23 protein-coding genes are annotated in these 25,967 nt (G+C 60.1%); 9 read left to right on the forward strand and 14 right to left on the reverse strand.

Annotation, left to right across the window (positions count from 1 at the left end; translation table 11 throughout):
• Positions 1-14: 14 nt before the first annotated feature.
• Complete coding sequence (locus tag BN1128_RS04035) at positions 15-602, reverse strand: tetratricopeptide repeat protein (RefSeq protein WP_042866466.1); 588 nt, start codon at positions 600-602, stop codon at positions 15-17.
• 176 nt (positions 603-778) lie between these two features.
• Between BN1128_RS04035 and BN1128_RS04040 the strand changes: the two genes are divergently transcribed.
• The gene (locus BN1128_RS04040; RefSeq protein WP_042866467.1) at positions 779-1,834 is read left to right on the forward strand and encodes a PA0069 family radical SAM protein; all 1,056 of its coding nucleotides are present in this window, start codon (positions 779-781) and stop codon (positions 1,832-1,834) included.
• Positions 1,835-1,923: 89 nt separating this feature from the next.
• On the opposite strand, the gene BN1128_RS25825 is transcribed toward BN1128_RS04040, so the two are convergent.
• Complete coding sequence (locus BN1128_RS25825; RefSeq protein ID WP_167335791.1) at positions 1,924-2,094, reverse strand: hypothetical protein; 171 nt, start codon at positions 2,092-2,094, stop codon at positions 1,924-1,926.
• A gap of 280 nt (positions 2,095-2,374) precedes the next feature.
• Positions 2,375-5,170 (reverse strand): DNA topoisomerase (ATP-hydrolyzing) subunit A, encoded by a 2,796-nt coding sequence (gene gyrA / locus BN1128_RS04045; protein ID WP_042866468.1) that lies wholly within the window; start codon positions 5,168-5,170, stop codon positions 2,375-2,377.
• A 201-nt stretch (positions 5,171-5,371) separates the two neighbouring features.
• Here gyrA and ubiG point away from each other — a divergent pair, with 201 nt between their 5' ends.
• The 5 genes from ubiG (at position 5,372) to yfaE (ending at position 11,205) form a co-directional block, all read left to right on the forward strand.
• Positions 5,372-6,088, forward strand: a complete 717-nt coding sequence (gene ubiG / locus BN1128_RS04050) for a bifunctional 2-polyprenyl-6-hydroxyphenol methylase/3-demethylubiquinol 3-O-methyltransferase UbiG (RefSeq protein WP_042866469.1) — start codon at positions 5,372-5,374, stop codon at positions 6,086-6,088.
• Positions 6,088-6,774 carry an HAD family hydrolase gene (locus BN1128_RS04055; protein WP_042866470.1) on the forward strand — a complete coding sequence of 229 codons (687 nt, stop codon included), beginning with the start codon at positions 6,088-6,090 and terminating at the stop codon, positions 6,772-6,774. The genes ubiG and BN1128_RS04055 overlap by 1 nt, the downstream gene beginning before the upstream one ends.
• A 555-nt stretch (positions 6,775-7,329) precedes the next feature.
• Entirely contained in the window at positions 7,330-9,597 is a 2,268-nt protein-coding gene (nrdA, locus tag BN1128_RS04065) for a class 1a ribonucleoside-diphosphate reductase subunit alpha (protein WP_042866472.1), read from the forward strand.
• An 80-nt stretch (positions 9,598-9,677) separates the two neighbouring features.
• A complete protein-coding gene (gene nrdB / locus BN1128_RS04070; RefSeq protein ID WP_042866473.1) occupies positions 9,678-10,811 on the forward strand; it encodes a class Ia ribonucleoside-diphosphate reductase subunit beta in 1,134 nt (377 codons plus the stop codon).
• Between the two features lie 73 nt (positions 10,812-10,884).
• Entirely contained in the window at positions 10,885-11,205 is a 321-nt protein-coding gene (yfaE, locus tag BN1128_RS04075) for a class I ribonucleotide reductase maintenance protein YfaE (protein ID WP_042866474.1), read from the forward strand.
• 129 nt (positions 11,206-11,334) lie between these two features.
• Here yfaE and mltA read toward each other — a convergent pair whose 3' ends face one another.
• A complete protein-coding gene (mltA, locus tag BN1128_RS04080; protein WP_042866475.1) occupies positions 11,335-12,486 on the reverse strand; it encodes a murein transglycosylase A in 1,152 nt (383 codons plus the stop codon).
• Between the two features lie 150 nt (positions 12,487-12,636).
• Here mltA and BN1128_RS04085 point away from each other — a divergent pair, with 150 nt between their 5' ends.
• Positions 12,637-12,888, forward strand: a complete 252-nt coding sequence (locus BN1128_RS04085; RefSeq protein ID WP_042866477.1) for a DUF1289 domain-containing protein — start codon at positions 12,637-12,639, stop codon at positions 12,886-12,888.
• A gap of 19 nt (positions 12,889-12,907) precedes the next feature.
• Here BN1128_RS04085 and BN1128_RS04090 read toward each other — a convergent pair whose 3' ends face one another.
• The 6 genes from BN1128_RS04090 to BN1128_RS04115 form a co-directional block, all read right to left on the reverse strand.
• Positions 12,908-14,071: an AGE family epimerase/isomerase gene (locus BN1128_RS04090; protein ID WP_042866478.1), complete on the reverse strand. Its 1,164-nt coding sequence runs from the start codon at positions 14,069-14,071 to the stop codon at positions 12,908-12,910.
• Positions 14,072-14,145: 74 nt separating this feature from the next.
• On the reverse strand, positions 14,146-14,994 hold the full coding sequence (locus tag BN1128_RS04095; protein WP_042866479.1) for a PTS system mannose/fructose/sorbose family transporter subunit IID: 849 nt from the start codon (positions 14,992-14,994) through the stop codon (positions 14,146-14,148).
• Positions 14,994-15,797, reverse strand: a complete 804-nt coding sequence (locus BN1128_RS04100; protein ID WP_042866480.1) for a PTS mannose/fructose/sorbose/N-acetylgalactosamine transporter subunit IIC — start codon at positions 15,795-15,797, stop codon at positions 14,994-14,996. The genes BN1128_RS04095 and BN1128_RS04100 overlap by 1 nt, the downstream gene beginning before the upstream one ends.
• Entirely contained in the window at positions 15,787-16,305 is a 519-nt protein-coding gene (locus BN1128_RS04105) for a PTS sugar transporter subunit IIB (RefSeq protein WP_042866481.1), read from the reverse strand. Before BN1128_RS04105 ends, BN1128_RS04100 begins: the two co-directional genes overlap by 11 nt.
• Positions 16,306-16,314: 9 nt before the next feature.
• Positions 16,315-16,746, reverse strand: a complete 432-nt coding sequence (locus BN1128_RS04110; RefSeq protein ID WP_042866482.1) for a PTS sugar transporter subunit IIA — start codon at positions 16,744-16,746, stop codon at positions 16,315-16,317.
• 5 nt (positions 16,747-16,751) lie between these two features.
• Positions 16,752-18,518 (reverse strand): class I mannose-6-phosphate isomerase, encoded by a 1,767-nt coding sequence (locus BN1128_RS04115; protein WP_042866483.1) that lies wholly within the window; start codon positions 18,516-18,518, stop codon positions 16,752-16,754.
• Positions 18,519-18,730: 212 nt separating this feature from the next.
• Between BN1128_RS04115 and BN1128_RS04120 the strand changes: the two genes are divergently transcribed.
• Positions 18,731-19,738: a LacI family DNA-binding transcriptional regulator gene (locus tag BN1128_RS04120; RefSeq protein ID WP_042866484.1), complete on the forward strand. Its 1,008-nt coding sequence runs from the start codon at positions 18,731-18,733 to the stop codon at positions 19,736-19,738.
• 32 nt (positions 19,739-19,770) lie between these two features.
• Here the strand turns inward: BN1128_RS04120 and BN1128_RS04125 are convergent, their stop codons facing one another.
• The 4 genes from BN1128_RS04125 to fruB all read right to left on the reverse strand — a co-directional run bounded on the left by BN1128_RS04125 (position 19,771) and on the right by fruB (position 24,310).
• Positions 19,771-20,334: a glucose-6-phosphate isomerase family protein gene (locus BN1128_RS04125; RefSeq protein ID WP_042866485.1), complete on the reverse strand. Its 564-nt coding sequence runs from the start codon at positions 20,332-20,334 to the stop codon at positions 19,771-19,773.
• Positions 20,335-20,499: 165 nt separating this feature from the next.
• On the reverse strand, positions 20,500-22,224 hold the full coding sequence (fruA, locus tag BN1128_RS04130) for a PTS fructose transporter subunit IIBC (protein WP_042866486.1): 1,725 nt from the start codon (positions 22,222-22,224) through the stop codon (positions 20,500-20,502).
• Entirely contained in the window at positions 22,221-23,210 is a 990-nt protein-coding gene (gene pfkB, locus BN1128_RS04135; protein ID WP_042866488.1) for a 1-phosphofructokinase, read from the reverse strand. Before pfkB ends, fruA begins: the two co-directional genes overlap by 4 nt.
• Positions 23,210-24,310, reverse strand: coding sequence for a fused PTS fructose transporter subunit IIA/HPr protein (fruB, locus tag BN1128_RS04140; RefSeq protein ID WP_042866489.1), 1,101 nt, complete (start codon positions 24,308-24,310; stop codon positions 23,210-23,212). Before fruB ends, pfkB begins: the two co-directional genes overlap by 1 nt.
• Positions 24,311-24,617: 307 nt before the next feature.
• Here fruB and cra point away from each other — a divergent pair, with 307 nt between their 5' ends.
• Positions 24,618-25,604, forward strand: a complete 987-nt coding sequence (gene cra, locus BN1128_RS04145; protein WP_042866490.1) for a catabolite repressor/activator — start codon at positions 24,618-24,620, stop codon at positions 25,602-25,604.
• Positions 25,605-25,967: the final 363 nt, after the last annotated feature.

The raw sequence follows: 25,967 nt of genomic DNA on the forward strand, positions 1-25,967 counted from the left end.
GAGTCGCTTGCCAGTCACTCACCCAGCAGGGGCTGCCAGTTGAAATCGAAGGTACTGCTCCCCTCCTCGGCCAAGGCAAGCTCCTCCAACACCTTCAATGCAAGCTTGTTGCCCTTCTGCGAAGCCTGATAGAGCCACTGCTTGGCCTGGGGCAGATCGACCCGACCACTTACCCCCATCAGGTGCAGCACACCGACTTTGAGCATGGCGGGCACGTCACCGTTGCGGGCCGCCAGCTCCATCCAGTGAAATGCCTCCCGCAGGTCCCGCTTCACCCCGGCGCCGCGCAGATAGACCTCCGCCAGCCGGTATTGGCCAAAGGCGTCTCCGGCCTGCGCCGACTGGCGATAAAGGCTGATGGCTTGCTCCATGTCCTGCGCTGTACCCTGCCCCACCTCGTGGCTCCAGCCCATCAGTGCCTGAGCCCGGGGGATCCCCTGCTCGGCCAGCGGTTGCCAGATCTTTGTCGCCGTCTCGAACTGGCCGCTACGCCAGGCCCGGTTGGCCGATGCCAGCTCCTGATCGGTGGAGAGCGGGATCAGCCGCCAGATGACCAGGCCAAGTACACCGATAAACAGCCAGCGGCAGGTGATGGGTTTCATGATGATTTCCGTGATCCAGTTCGCATTTTGTCTATGTAAACGAAATGTATCAGGGGGATCAAGCAAGAGATCCATTTGTCATGCTGTTTTAAGCAAGGAAGCGATGGCGATAGCTTGTATTTTGGCACTGAGGCTTGCAAGATTACTGTATATATAAACAGTATTGGTGTGATGTGATGGCAGGACGAGGCAGCACCCACAATATCGAACATCGTTTCAGCGGTCCGCTGGTCGAGGCCGTCGACGATGGCTGGCAACAAACAGAGTGGGAACCGGCGCTCAACCCCTCTGCACCCCAGACCGAGGTTCGCGAGACTCAGGCCAGGAGCATCATCAGCTACAACCGCTCACCGGATGTGCCCTTTGGTCGCTCCATCAACCCCTATCAGGGCTGCGAGCACGGCTGCATCTACTGCTATGCCAGACCCAGTCACGCCTACCTGGAGCTCTCTCCCGGCCTCGACTTCGAGACCAGGCTGTTTGCCAAGCTCAATGCCGCCGAGCTGTTGCGCCGGGAATTTGCCAAGCCAACCTATCAGCCACAGACCATAGTGCTCGGCGCCAACACGGATCCTTATCAGCCCATCGAGCATCACTACCGCCTCACCCGCGCCTTGCTGGAGGTGATGCTGGCCCATCGTCACCCGGTGGGCATCATCACCAAGAGCGCCATGATATTGCGCGATCTCGATCTGCTCACCGAGCTGGCCCGGGAGGGGCTCTGCCAGGTGATGGTGTCGGTGACGACATTAAATGAAACCCTGCGGCGACAGCTGGAGCCCAGAGCCAGCACAGGCGCTGGTCGACTCAAGGTGGTCGAGAAGCTGGCACAGGCGGGTGTACCGGTCGGCGTGCTGGCGGCCCCCATGATCCCGCGCCTCAATGAACCCGAGCTTGAGCAGATCATCAAGGCAGCGGCCGAGGCTGGTGCCCACTGCGCCGACTACATACTGCTGCGATTGCCCCACGAGCTGACCACCCTGTTCAGCGACTGGCTGGATGAACACTACCCCGGCCAGAAGGAGGCCATCCTGAACCAGTTGCGAGCCAGTCGGGATGGCGGGCTCAACAGCCCCGCCTTTGGCACCCGCATGCGCGGTGAGGGCCAATTTGCCGACTTGCTCGCCCAGCGCTTTCGGCTCATCAGCAAGCGCCTGGGCTTGGGCAAGCACCATCTTCAGCTGCGACGGGACGGCTTCATTCGCCCGGGCGAACAACTGCGACTGTTCTGAGCGCCCCGACAGCGTCAATCGCGCTCATAACGCCGCCCATTCGCCGCCCATTCGCCGGCGCACCACAAACCATACCGACGAGCAGGGCCTCACCCCCTTGGCCGAGGCGAGTGCGTGGCCTTGCCCTGCGCAATCAATTCGGCGGGCAGTCGTGATGGCTCATGGGCCACTTCGTCCTCATGCTCCTCTGTCAGTGATCCTTGCTGATGTTCGCCCCATACCCGGCTCCACCAGATCTCCCACATTACCCAGCTAGTCATAAGGTGCTCCTGTTTGATGGCTGCGCGTCGCAGTCTGTTGAATGCGACAGGGGCAGCTTGGCCTCATTCCATGACAGGGGGATGACGTAGGTATGATGAATTGAGGACAACGAAACAAAGAGAAGTGCAGCAATGCTCGCAGGGCTAGTGATCAGCGACGTGTGCAGCAGCAGGATCAGGCTGGCCAATCAGGCCCAAAGGAGCCTACGACCGGGGACAAACCGCAGCAACAAAAAGAGCGACCCTGGGGTCGCTCTTTTTCATGGAGGCAAACGCGCGATTACTCGTCGCTCGCAGCACCCTCTTCAGTGGACCCTTCGGTGGATCCTGCATCGACAGAGCCGCCATCTGGCGCAGTATCGGTGCCTTCGGACACCTCACCGTCAACGGCCACGATGTCGCTCTCTTCCTCGTCGCTCTCCGCGATACGCTGCAGGCCGACCACGGTCTCGTCTTCACCGGTACGGATCAGACGCACACCGCCGGTGTTACGACCTATGACGCTCACCTCGGCGACGCGAGTACGGACCAGGGTGCCGCCATTGGTGATCAACATGATCTGGTCGGTATCGTCGACCTGGATCGCATCGATCACCTTGCCGTTACGCTCGTCCACCTTGATGGAGCGAACGCCCTGGGTACCACGGCTCTTGGTAGGATACTCGGTCAGCGCGGTACGCTTGCCGTAACCGTTCTCGGTGGCGGTCAGGATGGCACCCTCGCCACGGGGGACGATCAGGGAAACCACCTTGTCACCATTGAGCAGGCGGATACCACGTACCCCACCGGCGGTACGACCCATGGGACGCACACCCTTGAAGGTACCCTTGCTCTCGGTGCCTTCGCCGTTGTCGCTGCCATCGTCGTCGTTGCCGGCATCAATGACACTCTCATCATCCCCGTCGACATCATCGCTGACATCGGCATCGGCTGCATCGGCACGGCCGCTGCCTTCGGCGAAACGAACCACCTTGCCAGCATCGGAGAACAGCATGATCTCGTTGCTGCCATCTGTGATGTCCACCCCGATCAGCTCATCGCCCTCTTTGAGGTTGATGGCACGAATACCGGAGGAGAGCGGACGGCTGAACGCAGACAGGCTGGTTTTCTTCACGGTACCGTCGGCGGTGGCGAAGAAGACATACTTGTCGTCAGCGTACTCTTTGACCGGCAAGATGGCGGTGATGCGCTCACCCTCTTCCAGCGGCAGCAAGTTGATGATCGGACGACCACGGGCGCCACGGGACGCCTCCGGCAGCTGATACACCTTGAGCCAGTAGACCTTGCCACGGGTGGAGAAGCACAGAATGGTGTCGTGGGTGTTGGCCACCAGCAGACGTTCCACAAAGTCCTCTTCCTTGATCCGGGTGGCCGACTTGCCACGACCACCGCGGCGCTGGGCCTCGTAGTCGGTGATCGGCTGGTACTTCACATAGCCCTGATGAGACAGGGTAACCACCACGTCTTCCGGGGTGATCAGATCTTCGATGTTGATCTCGGCGCTGGAGGCGCTGATTTCGGTGCGACGTTCGTCGCCATACTGCTCGCGCACGGCCAGCAGTTCATCGCGGATCACTTCCATCAACCGTTCCGGGCTTGCCAGGATGAACAGCAGCTCGGCAATCAGATCCAGCAGAGATTGATACTCTTCCAGGATCTTGCCGTGCTCGAGGCCGGTCAACTTGTGCAGACGCAGGTCAAGGATGGCCTGGGCTTGCTGCTCGGTCAGGAAATATTGACCTTCACGGATGCCGAACTCCGGCTCAAGCCACTCTGGGCGGGCCGCGTCGTCGCCTGCTTTTTCCAGCATGGCGGCCACATTGCCGAGCTCCCAACCGCGGGCAACCAGTTTGGCTTTGGCGTCTGCGGGTGTATCGGAGTGACGGATCAGCTCTATGATCGGGTCGATGTTGGCCAGCGCGACGGCCAGACCTTCAAGGATGTGAGCCCGATCCCGCGCCTTGCGCAGTTCGAACACGGTCCGGCGGGTCACTACCTCGCGGCGGTGCAGCAGGAACGCATCCAGAATGTCTTTAAGGTTCATCACCTTGGGCTGGTTGTTATCGAGCGCCACCATGTTGATGCCGAACGTGGTTTGCAGCTGGGTGTGCTTGTAGAGATTGTTCAGTACAATCTCGCCAGACTCGCCACGTTTGATCTCGATAACGATGCGCATGCCGTCCTTGTCGGACTCATCGCGCAGGGCACTGATGCCCTCGACTTTCTTCTCTTTGACCAGCTCGGCGATCTTCTCGATCAGCCGCGCCTTGTTCACCTGATAAGGCAGCTCGTGAACCAGGATCGTCTCGCGACCTGTCTTGTCGTCCACTTCCACTTCGGCCTTGGCGCGCACATAGACGGAGCCGCGACCGGTGCGGTAAGCCTGCACTATGCCGGCGCGACCGTTGATGATGGCGCCAGTGGGGAAATCAGGCCCTGTGATATAGGTCATCAACTCATCGATGGTGAGATCGCCATTCTCGATCAGCGCCAGACAGCCGTTGACTATCTCGGTGAGGTTGTGAGGAGGAATGTTGGTCGCCATGCCCACCGCGATACCGGATGAGCCGTTGACCAGCAGGTTGGGCACCTTGGTGGGCATGACAGCCGGGATCATCTCGGTACCGTCGTAGTTCGGTACCCAGTCCACTGTCTCTTTGTCCAGATCGGCCAGCAGCTCGTGGGAGATGCGGGCCATCCGCACTTCGGTGTAACGCATGGCGGCGGCGCTGTCGCCGTCGACCGAACCGAAGTTGCCCTGACCATCGACCAGCATGTAGCGCATGGAGAAATCCTGCGCCAAGCGGACAATGGTGTCATACACGGCACTGTCGCCGTGCGGGTGGTATTTACCAATTACGTCACCGACCACACGGGCCGATTTTTTATAGGGCTTGTTCCAGTCGTTCCCCAACTCGTTCATAGCAAACAGAACGCGGCGGTGAACCGGTTTCAAGCCATCACGCACATCCGGCAGAGCTCGTCCTACGATCACGCTCATGGCGTAATCAAGATAGGAACTCTTGAGCTCTTCTTCGATGTTGATCGGCGTGATCTCTCTGGCCAGATCGCTCATAGAAAGCCTTAATCCCTAATTAGTTGTTCTTTGGCTTAAACAGCGCGCCATGGTAACACACTGAGCCAAATACCTTAAGCCACAAATCCGGCTAACAAGTCGGGCTGGTGTGACAAAGTGTCTCCGTTATAATGCCCGCCAGGACAATAGATTGCGCCCGAGTCTTGCTACCTGCGCGCCCTGCCACAGGATCCACAAAATATGAATAGTGATGCCAATGTCGATCTGACAGAAATCGCCAAATTTGAAGCCATCGCCTCCCGCTGGTGGGACATGGAGGGCGAGTTCAAGCCACTGCATCAAATCAATCCGGTGCGCCTTGACTGGATCACCGACAAGAGCGGCGGCCTGTTTGGCAAGCGCATCCTCGACATCGGCTGCGGTGGTGGCATTCTCTCCGAGAGCATGGCCCGTCGAGGTGCCCACGTCACCGGCATCGACATGGGCAAGGAACCTCTCGGGGTCGCCCGCCTGCACGCCCTGGAACAAGGGGTGGAGCTCCAATACCAGCAGATGACGGCGGAGGAGCACGCCGGCCAGGCCCCGGGCCAGTACGACGTTGTCACCTGCATGGAGATGCTGGAGCATGTGCCGGATCCGGCTTCGGTGCTGCGCGCCATCGCCACCCTGGTGCGCCCGGGCGGACGGGTGTTCGTCTCCACCATCAACCGCAATCCGAAAGCCTATCTGATGATGATCATCGGCGCCGAATACCTGATGAAGATGGTCCCCAAGGGCACCCATGATCACAAGAAGTTCATCACCCCAGCCGAACTGTGTCGCATGGGTGAAGCGGCAGGCCTGCTGGTACGGGACATGAGCGGGGTGCACTACGCACCGCTCTCCAACCAGTTCAAGCTTGGCAAGAACGTCGACGTCAACTACATGGTGGAGTTCATCCGCCCGGAGCATGGCTGATGATCGATAACAAGCCGGTACCGCTGCGCTGTGTGCTGTTTGACCTGGATGGCACCTTGCTCGATACGGCGCCGGACTTGGGCGCCGCCGTCAACCATGTGCTGGTGAGCGAAGGCTTTGCGCCGCTCTCCGAGGCCATCATCCGTCAGACCACCTCCCACGGCGCGCTCGGGCTGCTCAAGGCCGGACTTGGCGATGAGCTGCTCGAAGAGCTGGGGGCCGCTCGCCTGCGCACCGCCCTGCTCGACTTCTACGCCGCCCACCTGTGCGTCGGCACCCGCCCCTATGAAGGCATGCTGGAGCTCATCGAATGGCTGGACGAACGCGCCCTCCCATGGGGCATAGTCACCAACAAGCCGGGCTTTCTGACCGAGCCGCTGCTGGCGGCCCTGCCCGAGCTTGCCAGCTGCGGCGTCACCGTCAGTGCCGATACCCTGCCTGTGCGCAAGCCAGACCCAGCCCCCATGTACTTTGCCTGCGAGCAACTGGGCGTCGACGCCGCTCACTGCCTCTACGTAGGGGATCATGTGCGTGACATAGAGGCGGGTCGCAATGCGGGCATGCGCACCGCAGTCGCAGGTTGGGGTTATCTGAGCGAGGACGAGGATCCCGCCGACTGGGGCGCGGATCTGCACTTCGATACCGTGCAGGCCCTGCACCACTGGCTGCGTTACGAGCTGAGCTAATCCTGTTTGCCGCCAGACAGCCAGATTGATGGATCATAAAGGCAGCTTTATCGCCAATCGGTGGCCAGATGAGCACGATAGGCGACCGTTGCAGGAACAAGGATGAGACCAGGGGAGGTCCGGATTGATCTCCCTTTTTTGCCGTTTGGCAACCGCCAACAGACTGGGACAGGACACCTTTTGACCCTTGCTGAACAAGGGATAACCAGACTGAATTTGCTAGTAAAAACACTCCGTTTTCGCAAGCAAAAAAAGTTATTTAAATTTTCCATGTTCGATCATCAGACTTGCATTTACCGGATCGGACGCATGAAAACCCACTCACTGTGAGCATCCACTAACATGGGTCCCGACACCCACAATTTATCCACAGCTAATGCCTTATCCACAGATTGCAAAGCCGGGTAGACCTCACTATCTTGTAGCTCGAACTCAAAATAACACTATATCTTGTGATTCATCGCACAATACGCCCCCACCTCCCGCAGCCGTTCACGGCGCCGAGGCCAGCGCAGTGTGATGGTTTTTCGGGAATCAACTGAAGGTCATCAGCCAATGAACTTGTTTGTGACGAAGCGTAACGGCCACAAAGAACCCATCGATCTGGATAAAATTCACCGCGTGCTGGATTGGGCCGCCGAAGGGCTCGACAACGTGTCAGTCTCCCAGGTAGAGCTCAAGTCCCACATCCAGTTCTATGACGGTATCCGTACCGCCGATATCCACGAAACCGTCATCAAGGCCACTGCTGACCTGATCTCCGAGCAGACCCCTGACTACCAGTACATGGCTGCCCGTCTGGCCATCTTCCACCTGCGCAAGAAAGCCTACGGCCAGTTCGAGCCGCCCCACCTCTACCAGCACGTCGCCCGTCTGGTGGACATGGGCAAGTACGACAAGCACCTGCTGACCGACTACACCCAGGCCGAATTCGAGGCGCTCAACGAGCACCTAGATCACTGGCGTGATATGGACTTCTCCTACGCCGCCGTCAAGCAGCTGGAAGGCAAGTACCTGGTGCAGAACCGCGTCACCGGCGAGATCTACGAGAGCCCGCAGTTCCTCTACATACTGGTGGCGGCCTGCCTCTTCTCCAAGTATCCGAAAGATACTCGTCTCGACTACATCAAGCGTTTCTACGATGCGGTTTCGACCTTCAAAATTTCGCTGCCGACCCCCATCATGAGCGGTGTGCGTACCCCGACCCGTCAGTTCAGCTCCTGCGTACTGATCGAGTGCGATGACAGCCTGGATTCCATCAATGCCACCGCCAGCGCCATCGTCCGTTATGTCTCCCAGCGCGCCGGCATCGGCATCAACGCCGGTCGCATCCGTGGTCTGGGCAGCCCCATCCGTGGCGGCGAAGCCTTCCACACTGGCTGCATCCCTTTCTACAAATACTTCCAGACTGCGGTCAAATGCTGCTCCCAGGGCGGCGTGCGCGGCGGTGCGGCCACCCTGTTCTATCCGCTGTGGCACACCGAGGTGGAGAGCCTGCTGGTGCTGAAAAACAACCGCGGCGTGGAAGAGAACCGGGTCCGTCACATGGACTACGGCGTGCAGATCAACAAGCTGATGTACCAGCGCCTGATCAAGGGCGGCGACATCACCTTGTTCTCCCCGTCCGATGCCCCCGGCCTGTACGACGCCTTCTTCGCGGATCAGGACAAGTTCGAGCAGCTCTACGTCAAGTACGAGCAGGACCCGGCCATTCGCAAGAAGACCATCAAGGCGGTCGACCTCTTCTCCCTGATGATGCAGGAGCGCGCCGGCACCGGTCGCATCTACATCCAGAACGTGGATCACTGCAACACCCACAGCCCGTTCGATCCGAGCGTGGCGCCGGTACGCCAGTCCAACCTCTGCCTCGAAATCGCGCTGCCGACCAAGCCGCTCAACAACGTGGACGACGAAGAGGGCGAGATTGCCCTGTGCACCCTGTCTGCCTTCAACCTGGGTGCCATCGAGAAGCTGGAAGATCTGGAAGAGATGGCGGATCTCGCCGTGCGCGCCCTGGATGCCCTGCTCGACTATCAGGACTACCCGCTCAAGGCCGCCCAGAAAGGCAGCATGAACCGTCGTACCCTGGGGATAGGCGTCATCAACTACGCCTACTACCTGGCCAAGAACGGCGCCCGTTACTCCGACGGTTCCGGTCTGGCGCTGACCCACAGCACCTTCGAGGCGATCCAGTTCTACCTGCTGAAGGCCTCCGTGCAGCTGGCCCGCGAGTTCGGCCCCTGCCCGGCCTTCAACGAGACCACCTATGCCCAAGGCATTTTGCCCATCGATACCTATAAAAAGGATCTCGACAACCTGTGCAACGAGCCGCTGCACCTGGACTGGGAAACCTTGCGTGAAGAGATCAAGACAGTGGGTCTGCGCAACTCCACCCTGACCGCCCTGATGCCAAGCGAGACCTCCAGCCAGATCTCCAACGCCACCAACGGCATAGAGCCGCCCCGCGGCCTGGTGTCGGTCAAGGCCTCCAAGGACGGCATTCTCAAACAGGTGGTGCCCGAGTATCATCGTCTGAAAGATCAATACGAACTGCTCTGGAAGCAACCGAGCGTCGATGGCTATCTGCAACTGGTCGGTATCATGCAGAAGTTTGTGGATCAGGCGATCTCCGCCAACACCAACTACGACCCCGCCCGTTTCGAAGGCAACAAGGTACCGATGAAGCAGCTGCTCAAAGATCTGCTGACCGCCTACAAATACGGCCTCAAGACCCTCTACTATCACAACACCCGGGATGGTGCGGATGACGCACAAGCCGATATGCAAGATGACGGTTGTGCCGGTGGGGCTTGTAAAATATAAGCCATTGCAAGATCTGACAACCGGGCGGGAGCGACAAGCTCCCGCTCTCCTGTTTTAACCATTTATACATTCTGGTAACCATGGCCTATTCAACTTTCTGCCAAACCCAAAACGACCAGCTCAAAGAGCCGATGTTTTTTGGCCAATCGGTCAATGTGGCCCGTTATGATCAACAAAAACACGAAGTCTTTGAACGGCTGATCGAAAAGCAGCTCTCCTTCTTCTGGCGCCCGGAAGAGGTGGATGTCTCCCACGACCGCATCGACTATCAGGCACTGCCGCCCCACGAGCAGCACATCTTCATCTCCAACCTGAAGTACCAGACCCTGCTGGATTCCATCCAGGGTCGCAGCCCGAACGTGGCGCTGCTGCCGCTGGTCTCCATTCCGGAGCTGGAAACCTGGATCGAAACCTGGGCCTTCTCGGAGACCATCCACTCTCGCTCCTACACCCACATCATTCGCAATATCGTCAACAACCCGGGTCAGGTGTTTGACGACATAGTGACCAACGAGCAGATCCTCAAACGCGCGGGCTCCATCAGCTGCTTCTACGATGACCTGATTGAAGCGACCGCGCTCTACAACCTGCACGGTGCCGGCACCCACACAGTCGCAGGCCGCGAAGTGACCATCACCCTGCATGAGCTGAAGAAGAAGCTCTACCTGTGCCTGATGAGCGTCAATGCACTGGAGGCGATCCGCTTCTACGTCAGCTTCGCCTGCTCCTTTGCCTTCGCCGAGCGCGAGCTGATGGAGGGCAACGCCAAGATCATCAAGATGATCGCCCGCGACGAAGCGCTGCACCTGACCGGCACCCAGCACATGCTGAACCTGATGCGCACCGGCCAGGACGACCCCGAGATGGCCGAGATTGCCGCCGAGTGCGAGCAGGCCTGCTTCGAGATCTTCAAGGAAGCCGCCATTCAGGAAAAAGAGTGGGCCGAGTACCTGTTCCAGGACGGCTCCATGATAGGCCTGAACAAGGACATCCTCTGCCAGTACGTGGAGTACATTACCAACCTGCGCATGAACGCGGTCGGTCTGCAGCCAGCCTTTGCCGGTGCCAAGCAAAACCCGATCCCCTGGATCAACACCTGGCTGTCGTCTGACAACGTGCAGGTCGCCCCGCAGGAAGTGGAAGTCAGCTCCTACCTGGTCGGCCAGATCGACAGTGAAGTGCATGCCGACGATCTCGGTGACTTCGAGCTGTGAGTCAGCTACCCGATATGCTGGTCGGCCAGATCGACAGCAAAGTACACGCAGACGACTTGGGTGACTTCGAGCTGTGAGTGACGCCACCAACACGCTGGCCCCTGCCCCGCAGCCTGCAACACGGCAGGAAGCCCCACAGGTGCCGCTGGTGCATACCCGCGACGGTACCCTGCTCGCCCATCCAGGCGAGAGCGTGTTGGAGACGCTGGAGCGCCACGGCCATCATGTGGAGTTCCAGTGCCGCAGCGGCTATTGCGGCGCCTGCCGCACGCCCTTGCTGGCGGGCAAGGTGCATTACCCCAATGTGCCGCTGGCATTCGTCTCCCCAGGCGAGTGTCTGCCCTGCTGCTGCAAACCGGTCGGAGCCATCCGGCTGGACATCAGGAAAGGCTGACGCAGCAAACACCACACGCGTTGCCAAACAAAAAGCCGCCGGATTGCTCCGGCGGCTTTTTTATCGCTCGTCTTTTTATCGCTCGTCTCTGGCTTGGGGCCCTGACCCGTCAGAACCCCTTGATTGGCTTCAAAGCCAGGGAGCTGCGGTCGGCCCCTGGTGCAGGCCCAGCTTCCAGACCCGACCAAAGTGCTTGTAGTGACCGGCGGCCACGCCAGCCTTCTCACCCATGCCATGGTAGAGATCCAGGTGCCCCTTCTTCACGGCGCCCCCCACATCCAGCGCGATCAAGAGCCGCAGCTGGTGTTTGCCGGTCCAGTTGCCCGCCTTGTCGAGCAGGGGCACTTCCGCAAGGATGGGGGTGCCCATCGGCAGCAGTGTCTTGTCTGCCGCCACGGCCGCCAGCGGCAGCAACGGAATGCCGGCGGCGCCGATCACGTCATTGGTGGGGCGACGTTCGAAGAAGACATAGGAAGGGTTCTGCTCCACCAGCTCCTTGACGCTCTCCTCCGGTTTGCTGTTGGCCCAATCCTTGATGGCCTTCATCGACATCTGCTCCTTGGGCACTTCACCGCGGTCGATCAGCACCCGGCCAATACTCACGTAGCCATGACCATTCTTGCCGCTGTAACCCAGGTATTGCAGCCGATCTTCATCTCCGTAGTGGACAAAACCCGAGCCCTGTACGTCCATCAGGAAGTTGTCGATGAGGGATTTGCTGTAACCCAGCTCCAGCCCCCGGTTAGCCAGCGCCCCTTGGTGGATCTGGGCTCGGCTCGGGCAGCGGCCACCGCACTTGGGCATGGCATAGATGGGGTACTTGTACTTGGCATCCGGGCGATGACGCACCTCCAGTACCGGCGAGTAGTAGCCGGTAAACAGCACGTTACCCATGCGATCGGCGCCGCCCAGCTGGGCCAGGCTGATGCCGTACCGGGTGATCTGGGCGGGATCTCCACCATTGGCTACCCAGCGGGAGAGCTGGCGATAAAGCTCGCCATAGCGGCGGGTCATCTTGCCAGAACGCTCCAGCACCAGCCGGCTCTGGGGACCGAACTTGCTGAAATCAGAACGCTGGCGACTGTTGACACGTTCTACCCGCACCAGATCATCCGGCAGGGGGCCATCCAGATACTGCTTGCCCAGATTTTCCGGCACCTCGCAGTTGAGAAAACATCTGGCATCGGGTTTCTTCTTGGGCACCTGTGCTTGATCAGAGTTGCCCGCACAACCGGCCAGCCCCAGCACTGCGGCGGTCAGCCAGTACGCGTGTTTATTCATATGTCCTCATATAACACCAAGCCTCATGCTTGGCGGGGAAGATGCCAAATTTGCAGGGGGAAAGCAAACGCCATCAGCCCCTTGGCAACGGATTTTTCCAAAGGGGATCTTCTGGGTTATAACAAGGTAACAAGGTGTGAGAGGCCATGGATGGAACAGCTCGAGATCTTCCCGCTGCAGAGCCCCTGCATCGGGGTATGCGAAGTGAACAACAAGGGCTACTGCAAGGGCTGCCTGCGCAATCGCGAGGAGCGCTTCAACTGGCTCACCATGACCCCCACCGAGCAGCAGGAGGTGATGCGCCTGTGCCGCAACCGCAAGGCCCGGGTGGACGCAGCCCGCCGCAAGGCGCAAGAGGCTATCCAGGCCAGTGAGCAAGCGCAGGCTGGCTGGGATTTCTAACCGTCCCCCCTGCACCATCCTATTCCCTGTTACCCACCCCTGCGATCCGAGCCAGTTCGCTAAACGCCACAAACAGATGATAAAGGGTGCTGGCTGGTGCATAGGAGGCCAACGGTTTCCCCTCGCTATCCACTTGATCAATCCACTGTCCGGGCTGAGCTGGCGACAGGTAGTAATGGAAGATACGCCCGACCGATGCCTCAATCTGGTGGGCTGTATTGGCATCGCCTCGCCGCTCATAGGCCGCCAATAGTGCTTTCAAGTGCTCGGTCTGGCACCAAAGCCGGCTGGTGTCGCGATGGGGTTGCCCATCATCGGTCAGTTCATCGAGCACCAGCCCGGTTTGCCCGTGACCATGGCGGATGGCAAAGCGGCTCAATATCCCGATCGCCTCGTCAATCTCGGCGCTGGTTGGCCGATCTTCCCATCTGCAGGCAAGCGTCCGGTAGCGCGCCAGCAACCAGCACCACTCATAGTGATGGCCGGGATCGATGAAACGGGAATCGGCATGGCGCGCCAGCAGCGCGTCGTCGAAAAACTCGCGCAATAGCCCGGGTTCCAGAAAACGCTGACAAAACAGCCGATACAGCGCGTTTGCCCGCTGCTGCCATATCACATCATCAAAGCTTTCTGCCGCAACCAGTAACGCCTCAAACAGATGCATATGGGGATTTTGGCTGCGCAACGGGCCGGGCGGCCAACTGGAGTGAAATCCGCCGTGCAGCGGGTCCGCAAAGAGTTGCTCAATGGCCTGATAACGCGACTCAGCCTGTTGTTGCCAGCGTGGATCGCCACTCAGACGATAGAGCCAGCACTCCGCCAGCAAGGCAAACGCGTATTCATAGCTGCAGACTGACGCGTCAGCAATCGAATCGTCCCGGTTAATGGAAAAAACGCCGTGCCCTGCCCCATCGTCAAAATGGCCCATACCGACCCGCGCAGCTTGCTCGGCAAGGATGCGCCCGTCATACCAACCCAGCAGGGTGGCATGACTGAACACATAGATCTGGCGGCTTTGTACCCGAAAACGGGTCGGCTGCCATAAAGGCTGGCCAGCACCATCCAATCCCTCGGCAAACAGCCCGTGTTCGCGGTCAAAGCCCTGCGATCCCCAATGAGGCAGCGCCTCGGACACCAGCCAGCGATGACAGCGCTGCGCCGCCTTAATCACCTCGATATGCATAAACTCCCCCTCGCAACAGCCATAAAAAGGGAGAGCCAGGCTCTCCCATTGTTGAGTGAATGACCTTTACCCCTTCAAAACAGCCCGATGGCGACCCCGACAAAGGCCAGCACCAGCAGCCCGAGCATCGCCTTGACCGGAGATACGTTGCGCTTGGCCATCAGATACCAGGTCCCCAGCACCACCAGCAGCGGCATCAGTTTGGGGAAGATGCCATCCAGCATGGTCTGAACCTGGATATTGACCCCGTCCGAGGTGACGAAATCGAGTCCGGTTGAGAGGTTGACATAACTGGCTGCCACCCCGCCCATCACGAAGACGCCGAGCAGGGAGAGCGCCTCGCGCAGCTTGGCCGACTCGGCACTCACCAGGGATTCCACCGAGCCAGTGCCCAGCTTGTAGCCCTTCATAAACAACATGTAGGAGCCGGTAATGGCGATGGCGTTGAAGCTGATGATGTAAAACAGCGGCCCCAGCACACTCCCCCCTGCCGCCAGCGCCATGCCGATACTGAGCAAAATGGGCACCAGCATACCGGGGATCATGGAGTCACCTATGCCCGCGATGGGGCCCATCAAGCCCACCTTGAGGGTATTGATGGTCTCACCGTCGATCTTCTCGCCATTGGCCTTCTTCTCTTCAAGCCCGACCGCCAGCCCGTTGATGATGGCGCCGATCTGGGGCTCGGTATTGTAGAAGGAGGCGTGACGCTTCATCGCCTCCATCCGCTCGGCTTTGCCGGGATAGAGCTTCTTCAGCGCCGGCATCATGCCGAGACAAAACCCGAACGATTCGAGTCGCTCGAAGCTCATTGACGAGAGGTTGTACATCATCCACGAACGCCAGCAGGCGCGCAGATCTCGTGAGGTAAGCACGACCGGCTGCTTGACCGCCGGCTCCCCTGATTGCAGCTCTGTGTTCATCAGAATTCATCCTCGTCATCGGCAGGCACGTCACCGCGGGCGGCGACCGCTTGTCTGGGTTCGGGTTTGTAGCTGTAGTGAATAAGCGCCAGCAGGGCCCCAATCATCACCAGCCCCACCATATTGAGCTTGAGAAAAACGATGCCGACAAAGCCGACCAGGAAGTAGATCAGCATGCTGTTCTGCTTGATGATCTGCTTGAGCAGGATGGCAATGCCGACCGCAGGCAGAATGCCGCCCACCACCGTCATGGTGCGGATCACCAGCTCCGGCAGGCTGTTCATGAACCCTTCGATATACTGGTTGCCGAAATAGACGGCGATGAAGGTCGGCACGAAACGCAGCACAAAGTTGCTGGCCTGAGGGAAGATGGCGCTGTTGAGGTAAACCCCCTGTTCATCTCCCTGCTCCAGCGCCACATCCGCCCTGTGGTTCCAGTAGGAGTTGAACACCATCATGAAGTTGAAGAGGATGGTACCGGCGATGCCGATGGTGGCGGCAATGGCCACGGCAACCGATGGCTCTTTGCCCGACATGATGCCCAGCGCTATGGCCGGAAAGGCGACGAAATTGAGATCCGCCGGCATGGAGCCGCCCGGCGTCACCATGGCGATATAGACGGCCTGCACCGCCACCCCGATCAGGATCCCGGTCTGCATATCCCCCAGAATGGCGCCGACCAGCATGCCGGATACCAGCGGGCGGGTAATGGTGTACCAACCACCGGTCAAGCCCAGCAGCCAGGGGCTGCTGAGGGCACCGAGATAACAGAGTATCCCGATGAGTGTTGCTTCAAGAAACATGATGGCCTCCCCTTATTTCAGCTTTTTTCTGGGCATCCGCCCAGCTGTAGTGACTGGCATCCGGCACCAGTCGAAAATCGATCTCATGACCCAGGCTTGCCAGGTAATCAAAGGCGGCTATCTCCTGCGCGGTCACCGATTGATTGGGCCCTATGGTCGTGGTGTGCTCGCGGGCACTCATGGGGCCGACGTTGATTTTGCCGTTGAGATTATCAAGGGAGATCCCGGCGGCGCAGAGCCGCTGCAGGGTGACCGGCGATTTGCCAATCACGAAGTAGCGCTTGTCGCTGGCAATCACCTTGGGCAACTTGGCAATGGCGGTCGCCACATCGAACAGCCACACCCTGGTGTCCGATACGGCACCCGTCATCACCTGAGAGAGCAGCGGATCGGCCGCCACCTCATCATCGATCGCGACGATACCGTCACAAGGAAGCTCTCTGGCCCAGCGGGTAACCAGTTGACCGTGGATCACCCGGTCATCAATCCGTACAAATGAAATGGCCATCATGCTCTCCTAGAAGTTGTCGTCGTGCGGATGGGTCGCCGCAGGCGCGGCGATCACCATGGATTCCAGTGCCTGTGCCAGTAGCTGGCGGGCAGCCTCGTGCACATCCGTTGCCGCCAGCCAGTCGGCGCTCATCAGCAGCATGGGAAAATTGACGCCGGTCACGACGGCCACTGCCTGCGGCCATGCGGGGTCGAATGCGACGCGGCACGCCACGTTGTAGGGGGTGCCACACTCCATGTCGCACAGCACCAGTACCCCGTCAGACCCTGCGCCATGTTGGCGCAGGGTCTGCTCAAACTCGGCACGAAAGGCCTCGATGCCCCCTTCTTCAGTGAGAGAAACGGTCGCTACGGCAGGCATCTCGCCATAGACCATATTGGCGCTGGCCAGCAGGGCCGGCGCCAGTGAACCATGGGTTGCGATAAGGATCCTCAGCATCTCGGTTACCCCCTCACATAGGCTTTGATGGTGGCGATGGTCCGTCCTTCGCTCGCGCCACTCGGACGGATGCGGTAACGACCCACCGACGCTGGCACGATAAAGGTTTCGGCGTAGTGCACCACGAACGGGGCGAAGGCGTTGTCCGGGCTCTCCACCGTGGCTTCCCGCCCTTCCACCAGATTGAGCACCTGCACTGTACCGCCGGTATCGTGCTCTACCGGCACACTGAACCAGTGGCGACGAGTTTCAATGAATTCCCGCTCGTGCAGACCGGTGCGCTCCTCACGCCAGCCCTCGCCCTCTGCAATCAACTCGATGCGATTGACCAGGTTTTTGCGGGTCCAGTCAGTATCGCGATCCCACTGGATCACCTTGCTGCCGTGCTCGAGATGGATAGGGCGCGGGATGCCGTCGAGCCCGACCCGGCCCCAGTCCCACAACTTGAAGGTGAAGATGAAAGGGGTGGCGCTGATCTCGAGCACCATGGCACCCTCCCCTGAGCAGTGGACGGTACCGGCCGGGATCAGAAAGTGGTCGTGCTTGCGGGCCGGGAAGCGGTTGATAAAGCGCTCGTCATCGAAGGACTTCTCACCGCGCTGGGCAGCAGCGAGATCCGCCAGCATATCTTTCGGGTCGATGCCGTTGCGGGTGCCGAGATAGACGCAGGAATCGGGCGCCGCGTCGAGCATGTAGTAGCTCTCATCCTGGGTGTAGTGCATACCGAACTCCTGCTGTATGTATTCGGTCAGCGGGTGCACCTGCAGGCTGAGGGGTTGCCCCTCCACCGTATCGAGAAAGTCGAAGCGGATGGGGAACTCGGCACCAAAGCGGGCGTGTACCCGCTCGCCCAGCAGCGACCCAGGCTCGCACAGCACCAGATTTTGCGAAGGGATCTCGACCCGGACCGAACCAAAGCGCAGATAGAGGCTGTTCTCCTCAGGCACGCAGTCAAAGCACCAGGCGTAATTGGCTGGCGCCGGGTCGAGATCACACACCTGTTTCATCCACTGCCCCCCCCACACACCGGGGTCAAAGAAGGGAACTACCCGAAACGGTTGGCGGGCGGCCTGATGCAGTGCGGCATGCAGTGCCTCTCCCGTCACCAGTGTCGGCTTACCCTTGATATTGGTGTCGAGCAAGAAGTCGATGGTCGGCAGTTGCGCCAGCTTGTGACGATCAAACACCCGCCACTCGATGAAGAAGGCGCGCTTGTAACGGCGAAGAATGTCCTCTTCCGTGTTATCCGCGCCCCAGTTGCCAATCTCTTTGCGGCGCAGACGCTGCTGGATCTCCCAACGGGCCAGGTCGGCATAGACCCGCACATCCCCTTGTGCGACCAACGAGGCGCCACTGCCCATCACCACCACCAGCCCTTGCGGGACAGCTTTGGTCTCTGCTTGTAAACGGGCGAGTGCGGCGGGGTCAAAAAACTCCACCATCTTGTGGGGAGCCACCACCCCGAACACCCTGTCGTCGGTGATGAAGCGATCCAGCATCTCCAGTACTTTGGGCTCGGGCAAACGTGCCTGTTCCACATCGATGAGAGTGTGGGGGCCAAGTGCCTCCAGCAGCTGGGTGCGCAGCTCAACCTGATCCACGCCGTGGTAGCAGTCGATCACTAGCACCACTTTCGCGCTGTCCTGCCCGTTTACTTTGGCCAGCAGGTGCCGGACGATGGGAGCCCACCCCTCACAGGCGGCATCTTCATATCCGGCGACCGCAATCTCGGGATACTTGTCGTAATTGGATACATAACTCGAATGAATCATTGGCCTGCTCTCTCGCTGATATCTGCAAGAAAGATAAATCGATTAACCCGTTAACCCCAACCTGATAAACAAGATTAACCTCAAACAATCGACTATTCGTTCACCACTTGGCGGGTTATTTGTGATCCATGGCTCATTTCTATTAATGTCAAATCAATCATAAAGGTTAATCGATATATCTTTACTGCCATTACCATCACAGGAGACACCTCATGAGCAATGTGACCGTTGCCGATATTGCCCGCCATCTGGGGGTATCTACCGCCACCGTCTCCATGACCCTGCGCAACAAGGGGCGCATTTCGGAACATACCCGTCAGCGGGTACTCAAGGCGATCGATGAACTCGGCTACGTCTACAACCAGACCGCCGCCAATCTGCGCAACAAGAGCAGCAACCAGGTGGGCCTGCTGCTGCACGACATCACCAACCCCTTCTATGCGGAGATGACGGCAGGCCTGAGCCGGGAGATGGAGCATCACGATCTGATGCTGTTTCTTGCCAACAGCGAGGAGTCAGCGGCAAGACAGCAGCAGTTTATGGACTCGCTGCAACGCAACAGCGCCGCAGGCATGGTGATCTGTGCAGCCCAGCCTACCCCGCACAGTTTTTTTGAGAGTCTGCAACGCCGCCACATGCCCACCATTCTGGTGGTGCGGCCCGTGCCGGATGTGGCGATCGACTTCGTAGGCACCGACAACTTTCTGGGTTGCCAGCTGGCAACCGAACATCTGATCCGCCTCGGCCACCGCCACATCGCGTTTATTGGGGGGGCAACCACCTCTATCAGCCGCGCCCAGCGGCTCGGCGGCTACATGAGCAAATTGCTCGAGCACGGCATAACAGCAAGGCCGGAGTGGATCATCAGCTGCGGCGCCAGCCGGGTGGAAGGCACCCTCGCGATGACGACGCTGCTGGAGCAGCATCCTGAGGTCACCGCCGCCGTCTGTTATCAAGACATAGTGGCACTCGGTGCCATGCTGGCCTTGCGCAAGCAGGAACGACGGATCGGCCAGGATTTTGCACTGGTGGGATTTGACGATATTCCGGAAACCGCGTTGGTAGAACCCGCCCTGACGACGGTGTCGGTGGCGGCGCGAGAGATTGGCCGCAAGGCGGGTGAGCTGCTGCTAGAGCGCATTGCCGGCAATGATGAACCGGCCAAGAGCATTATCTTGCCCCCCGCCCTGGTGGTGCGCCAATCCTGCGGCAGCCGCTAACGGGGCCACTCACGACCCCGCCGGGCTGATTGCTATTTCATTGAGGAGTCCACCGCCCGGTGTGCACCATCTTCCCCCGCAAGGATCCTCAAGCCAAACCCCCGCTCTGCCATCAGCTGGTAATCATGACCGGCGATGGCGGGCCAGACCGCCAGCGCAGAGAGCCGAGTCTCGCCTGTATTAATGAGCCGGTGGGCCACGTGACCCGGGATATGGTGGACACTGCCAGGAAAAACCTGCTCAAGCCGACAGACGCCAGCCATATCCTGCAACAGCAGCAAGCCGGTCCCGCACAACCCGAAGTAGTACTCCGCCTGTTCGGCCCGGGCATGCATATGACCACGGGTCATGAAAAACTCGCTCCCGATCCTGCCAGCCTCGAGATGGGTGACACCCATGTTGAGATCCCCCTCCACGCCACTGCCGGGCAACATGGCCACTCGATAGAGCACTGTTTGCGAGTCAACCTCAGCGTCAGCAGCCGGATCGGCAAACAAACCATGCAGATCGGCCAAGGTCGTACTTTTCTCCAACAGCTCGGCACCACAGAGCCGGCCGGTCGCAAAATCCAGCATGGGGGGGGTCATCGGCGTCATCATCTACTCCTTTGTGAATCTCTGATCAGGGCGCAGCTGTGCCCCGGTCAGAATACGCTAAAAGGTTAATCCATTAACCACAAGCAACATTGAGCCATGGCTGCCCCTTTTTGCCATAAAAAAAGCGGCCCGCAGGCCGCCTTGTCACGCATTGTTTTGAGCTTGTCACGCCGTCGCCAGCTTGGCCTGCGCTTCGCCGCGTTTGAGCATGGCGTAGCCAACCCCGGTCACCAGGGAACCTGCCGCAATCGCCACGATATACATCATGACGTTGCTGATGGCGTGCGGGATAAAGAGTACAAACAGACCGCCGTGGGGTGCCATCAGCTCGCAGCCGAACAGCATGGAGAGCGCACCTGTAAGAGCGCCCCCCGCCATGCAGGCCGGGATAACGCGCATCGGATCCTTGGCGGCAAACGGAATGGCACCCTCGGAGATGAAGCACAGACCCAGCACAAAGGATGCCTTGCCCGCTTCCTGCTCCGCCTTGATGAACTTGGCGCGAGCCAGGAAGGTAGCGATCCCCATCCCCAGCGCCGGCACCATGCCGGCGGCCATCACGGCAGCCATGGGAGCGTAAGTTTTGGAGGCCAGCAGGCCTACCCCGAAGGCGTAAGCGGCCTTGTTGACCGGGCCACCCATGTCGAAGCACATCATGGCGCCTATGATGACACCCAGCAGCACGGCGTTGGCAGAGCCCATGTTGTTGAGGAAGGTGGTCATGGCACTCATGATGCCCGCAACCGGACCACCCACCACGTAGATCATCACCAGACCGGTAAACAGGCTGGCAAACAGCGGAATGATGAGGATGGGCTTGAGCGCTTCCAGGGTCACCGGCAGGCGCACCTTGTCACTCAGGTACTTGGCACAGTAACCGGCCAGGAAACCGGCGACGATACCGCCGAGGAAGCCGGCACCGAGGGAGCTTGCCAGCATACCGCCTATCATGCCGGGCGCCAGACCCGGACGGTCGGCGATGGAGTAGGCAATGTAACCGGCCAGTACCGGGATCATCAGGGCAAAGGCCGAGCCACCGCCAATTTTCATCAGAGCGGCGGCGAGGGTTCCCTCAACCTTGAACGCCTCGATCCCGAAGATGAAGGAGATGGCGATGATGAGGCCACCGGCCACCACCATGGGCAGCATGAAGGAGACACCGGTCAGCAGGTGCTTGTAAGGGCCGGCCTTCTCCTCTTTCTTGGGCTGGCTGGTGCCGCTGTGGCGATAGAGTGTTGCTTCAATCCATGCCTTGTCGAGCTCGGCACGGGTCTTCTTGAGCGCAGCGCCTGTGCTGGTGCGATAGACCTGCTTGCCATCGAAGCGGGTCATGTCCACCTCGATGTCGGTAGCGAGGAACACCAGATCGGCGGCGGCAATCTCATCCGCGGTCAGGGCATTCTGGGCACCGACCGAGCCTTGGGTTTCGACGCGGATCTGGTGGCCCAGCTGCTTGGCCATGGTCTCGAGCGCTTCCGCCGACATGAAGGTGTGTGCCACCCCGGTCGGACAGGCGGTGACAGCGACAATGCGCTTGGCACCGGTTGTCGGCTTGGCAACGACAGGAGTCGCCTGATGGTGATAGACGCTGGCACCGCTGGTGGCGGCGTCAAGCACAGCGGCCGGATCCTGCAGCGCCAGATCCATGCTCCCCTGATAGACACGCTTGCCGTCATAGGCAGCGAGATCCACTGGGCTACTTGCCACCACCAGCACCAGGTCGGCGGCGGCAATCTGCTCCTTGCTCGGCACCTGACGAGGTTGCACGCTGGAGCCGACATCGAGGGTGAGCTCCCAGCCCGCCAGTTTGGCCTGCTGTTCTATCCGTTTTGCAGCGAGAAAGCTGGTGGCAATGCCCGCCGGGCAAGCCGTAACCAGAATTGCTTTCATTGGGCATCTCCTGAGTTTTCCATTGAGGGGGTATTGAGTCGGGTCGGGGCAAGGTCATCCAGACGTTGCACACGCACTTGCTCGAGTAAAGGTGTCAGTACATCGATATCACTAAAACCGACCGCGATCTGACTGACCGCCAGCGCCGAGACGGCGGTGGCCAGACGCAGGGTCTGTTCCGGTGCCCAGCCGAGGCTGAGGCCGTGGGCCAGCCCCGCCACCAGGGAGTCGCCGGCACCGACTGTGCTGACGACCTTCATGCGCGGCGGGATGGCCTGCCAGGTGGCATCCGGACCAAACCAGACCAGGCCGTCGGCGCCGTTGGAGATCACCACATGGGCTATCCCCTGGGCCTGTAGCTCGCGGGCACACTCGGCCTGCTCGCTCAGGGTCTTGATGGGGCGACCGGCCCATTGCTCAAGCTCTTCCAGATTGGGTTTGATCAGGGTCGGCGCTGCCTTGATGCCTTCCGTCAGGGCCAGGCCGCTGCAATCGAAGATCACCTGCTTGCCCTTGGCCTTGAGCAGGCGAATGAGGCGAGCACAGTAATCGGGGGCAACCCCCTTGGGCAGGCTGCCGGCCAGCACAAACCAGTCGGCCTGTGGCGCCAGCTCGTCGATGGCCGCCTCAAGGGCCGCCACTTCACCCTCATGGATGGTGAGCCCCGGCAGGTTGAGATCCGTAACCCGACCCGATTGCTCCGAGATCTTGACGTTGATACGGGTGCTACCCGTCACGCGAACAAAGTGATCGGCCAGGACCCGCTCGGCAAACAGGGTGACGAAGCTCTGCTGGTTGCCCTCGCCGAGCCAGCCGGTCAATCCCACCTCACGGCCCAAGTCTTTCAAAACCATGGCGACGTTGATCCCCTTGCCCGCGGCGCGCAAATTGGCTTCGCTCACCAGATTCACCTCACCCAGGCTCATGGCCTCGAGGCGGGCGGTGAGATCCAGCGCGGGGTTGAGGGTGATGGTCACTATGTCCATCAGTGCGCCCCCTCGCCCAGCCCGGCAGCAATGGCCGCACCAATGCCCTTGAGGGCCGCTTCGGCATCCGCCCCTTCGGCGCGAAACGCCAGACGGTGGCCACACTTGACGCCGAGGCCAATCACCTTCATCAGGCTCTTGGCGGAGACGGCTTCACCGCTGCCGTCCAGATTCGCCACCCGGATGTCGGATTCAAACTCTTTGGCCACCTTGACCAGCATGGCGCCCGGACGGGCGTGCAGGCCATGGGGATTGATGATGGTGAAGGTCTCGGAAAGACCGCTCGCCGGCCCCGCCTGCAGCATGGCCAGCCCTTCGCTGCCAGTCAGGGTGGCAAGCTGGCCTGCGGCAGCCAGTTTGGCCAGATTCTCCAGCTGCGGCAGATGGCTGGCATCGGCGGCGCACAGCAGCAGCAAGGCACTGACCGGCAGTTCCCCTGCCTGCAACTGCGCGCTCGGGGTCGCCACGACCCAGCCGGTCTGGGCCGCCTGCGTACGGGCCAGCCAGACGCCATCGCCCAGATAGGCGGGCTCGCTTGCCAGCAGGGAAGTGACCATGGCGGCCTCCCCCCAACCGGCGGATTTGGCGCGGGCGGCAGCGCCCAGCAGCAGCTGGTCGCGATCGTCGGCAGGGAAGTCGGCCAGGGTCAGGAACTGCACCTCTTTGGCGGTCGTGGCCCCGGTCAGAATAGCGATGATGGTGTCGGCATCGCTGGCATTTTTAAGGGCCTCGGCCGCCTGCTCGTCACCCAGCACGTGGGTGAGCTGACGCAAGATGCCCAGATGCTCGTCGGATTTGGCGGCGATGCCGATGGCCACATAGGCAATCTGCCCCTCGTCCCACTCGATGCCCTGAGGGAATTGGGCCACCATGACCCCCGTGCTTTTCACCAGATGACGGGTGTCCGTGGTGCCGTGGGGAATGGCGATGCCGCTGCCGAGGTAGGTGGCGTGCTGCGCTTCCCGCGCCAGCATGCCGTCCACATAACCTGCTTCCACCAGACCGGCTTCGGTCAGTTTGCCTGCCAGCAGGGCGATGGCATCCGCCTTGGTCGCCACCGATTGCCCCAGCAATATCTGCTGCTGCGCCAACTTCAACATAGAGATTCTCCATCAGGTTCCTAGCTGGCCGTGCGGCTCGCCGGATCAACACAATAAAAAGTTTGGGTCATTTACCTGCTGACAATAGACCGGATTGCATCCCTTCGGGAGCCGCCGGGGTTTTTATCCCCGGTCATCGATTGTCTGCTGACAAGCTGAATCGTTTCACTTACACTCAGACTGAATCGTTTCAGCCAATTGATCAAGTACCCACAAAGAGTGCTTTTCAATGATATGATCCCGCGCACACTTTTCGGTGCCCTCACCTGGCAGTGACCGTGGGCCTTGCAACTCAAACAGAGCCAATATGATGAAACTGGATGAAATCGCCGCCCTCGCCGGTGTCTCGCGCACCACGGCCAGCTATGTGATCAATGGCAAGGCCGATCAGTACCGCATCAGTCAGGCGACCCGTGACAAGGTGATGGCTGTGGTCACAGCCCACAACTACCAGCCGGACAGCCGCGCCGCCTCCCTGCGCGGCGGCCAGACCAAGACCCTCGGCTTTATCCTGCCCGACCTTGAGAACGCCAGTTACGCCAAGCTCGCCAAGCGCCTCGAACAGGGTGCCCGGGCCCAGGGCTATCAGTTGCTGATCGTCTGCTCGGAAGATGAGCCGGCCACCGAGAAGGAGCTGGCCGAGATGCTGGCCAGCCGTCATGTGGATGCCCTGCTGGTGGCCAGCTGCCTGCCACCGGACGATCCCTTCTATCCGCGCCAACAGGCGCGCGGCATCCATGTGCTGGCCATCGACCGGGCCATGGCCGCCGACAAGTTCGTGACCGTCGCCAGTGAAAACCAGAAGGCGAGCTTTGATCTCACCACCTCCCTGCTCACCCCGGCGCTCAAGCACATCGCCTTGATCACCGCGCTGCCGGCACTCACGATCAGCCAGGAGCGAAAAGCGGGCTTCGAGCAGGCCGTCGCCAGCCACAACGCCACGTGCCATCTGTGCGAGGGGGCCCACTTCTCCCGCGCCGAGGGTTATCGCCTGATCAAGGAGTTGCACCAGCGACTCGGCCAGTTGCCCGAGGCTCTGGTCGCCACCTCCTACATATTGATGGAAGGGGTGCTGGACTACCTGCTGGAGCAGGAGACCGACATGAACCGGCTCGCCATGGCCACCTTCGGGGACGATCGCCTGCTCGACTTCCTCCCCTTTGGCATCAACTCCCTGCCCCAGCAGCACGATGCCCTGGCCAGCCAGGCACTGGAGCTCGCCCTCAAGGCGATCAACGGCGAATACCTGTGCGGGCTGCACTACGTGAGCCGGACCCTCAAGCGTCGCCGCTGACATCTCCCTTCACGCGCCGACACTCTCCACGCCGGCGCGTTTTTCCACCAGTCAACGCCCCTTTCTGTCATCTTTTATTTCCACCTATTGCCACCTTCCAGTACAAAATCCGCCTTTACAGGCTTGTTTCCACTATTTTGATCCGTTAACGTGGCAACCATCTTTTACAACCCGCAGGTTTTTCGTAACGATGCGTCCACTCCGATATCGCTAGCCTCCGGTCCTGACCCCGGAGGCGCCTTGCCAGCACAGCCACTGGCACTCTTTTTTGAATACGCAGTTTCTCGATCTGGATGGACACCATGAACACCAAGACCCTGGGTTGTACCCTGTTGATTGCCGGCACCACCATAGGCGCCGGCA

It is taken from the genome of Aeromonas piscicola (genome assembly GCF_000820005.1).
GTDB lineage: Bacteria > Pseudomonadota > Gammaproteobacteria > Enterobacterales > Aeromonadaceae > Aeromonas > Aeromonas piscicola.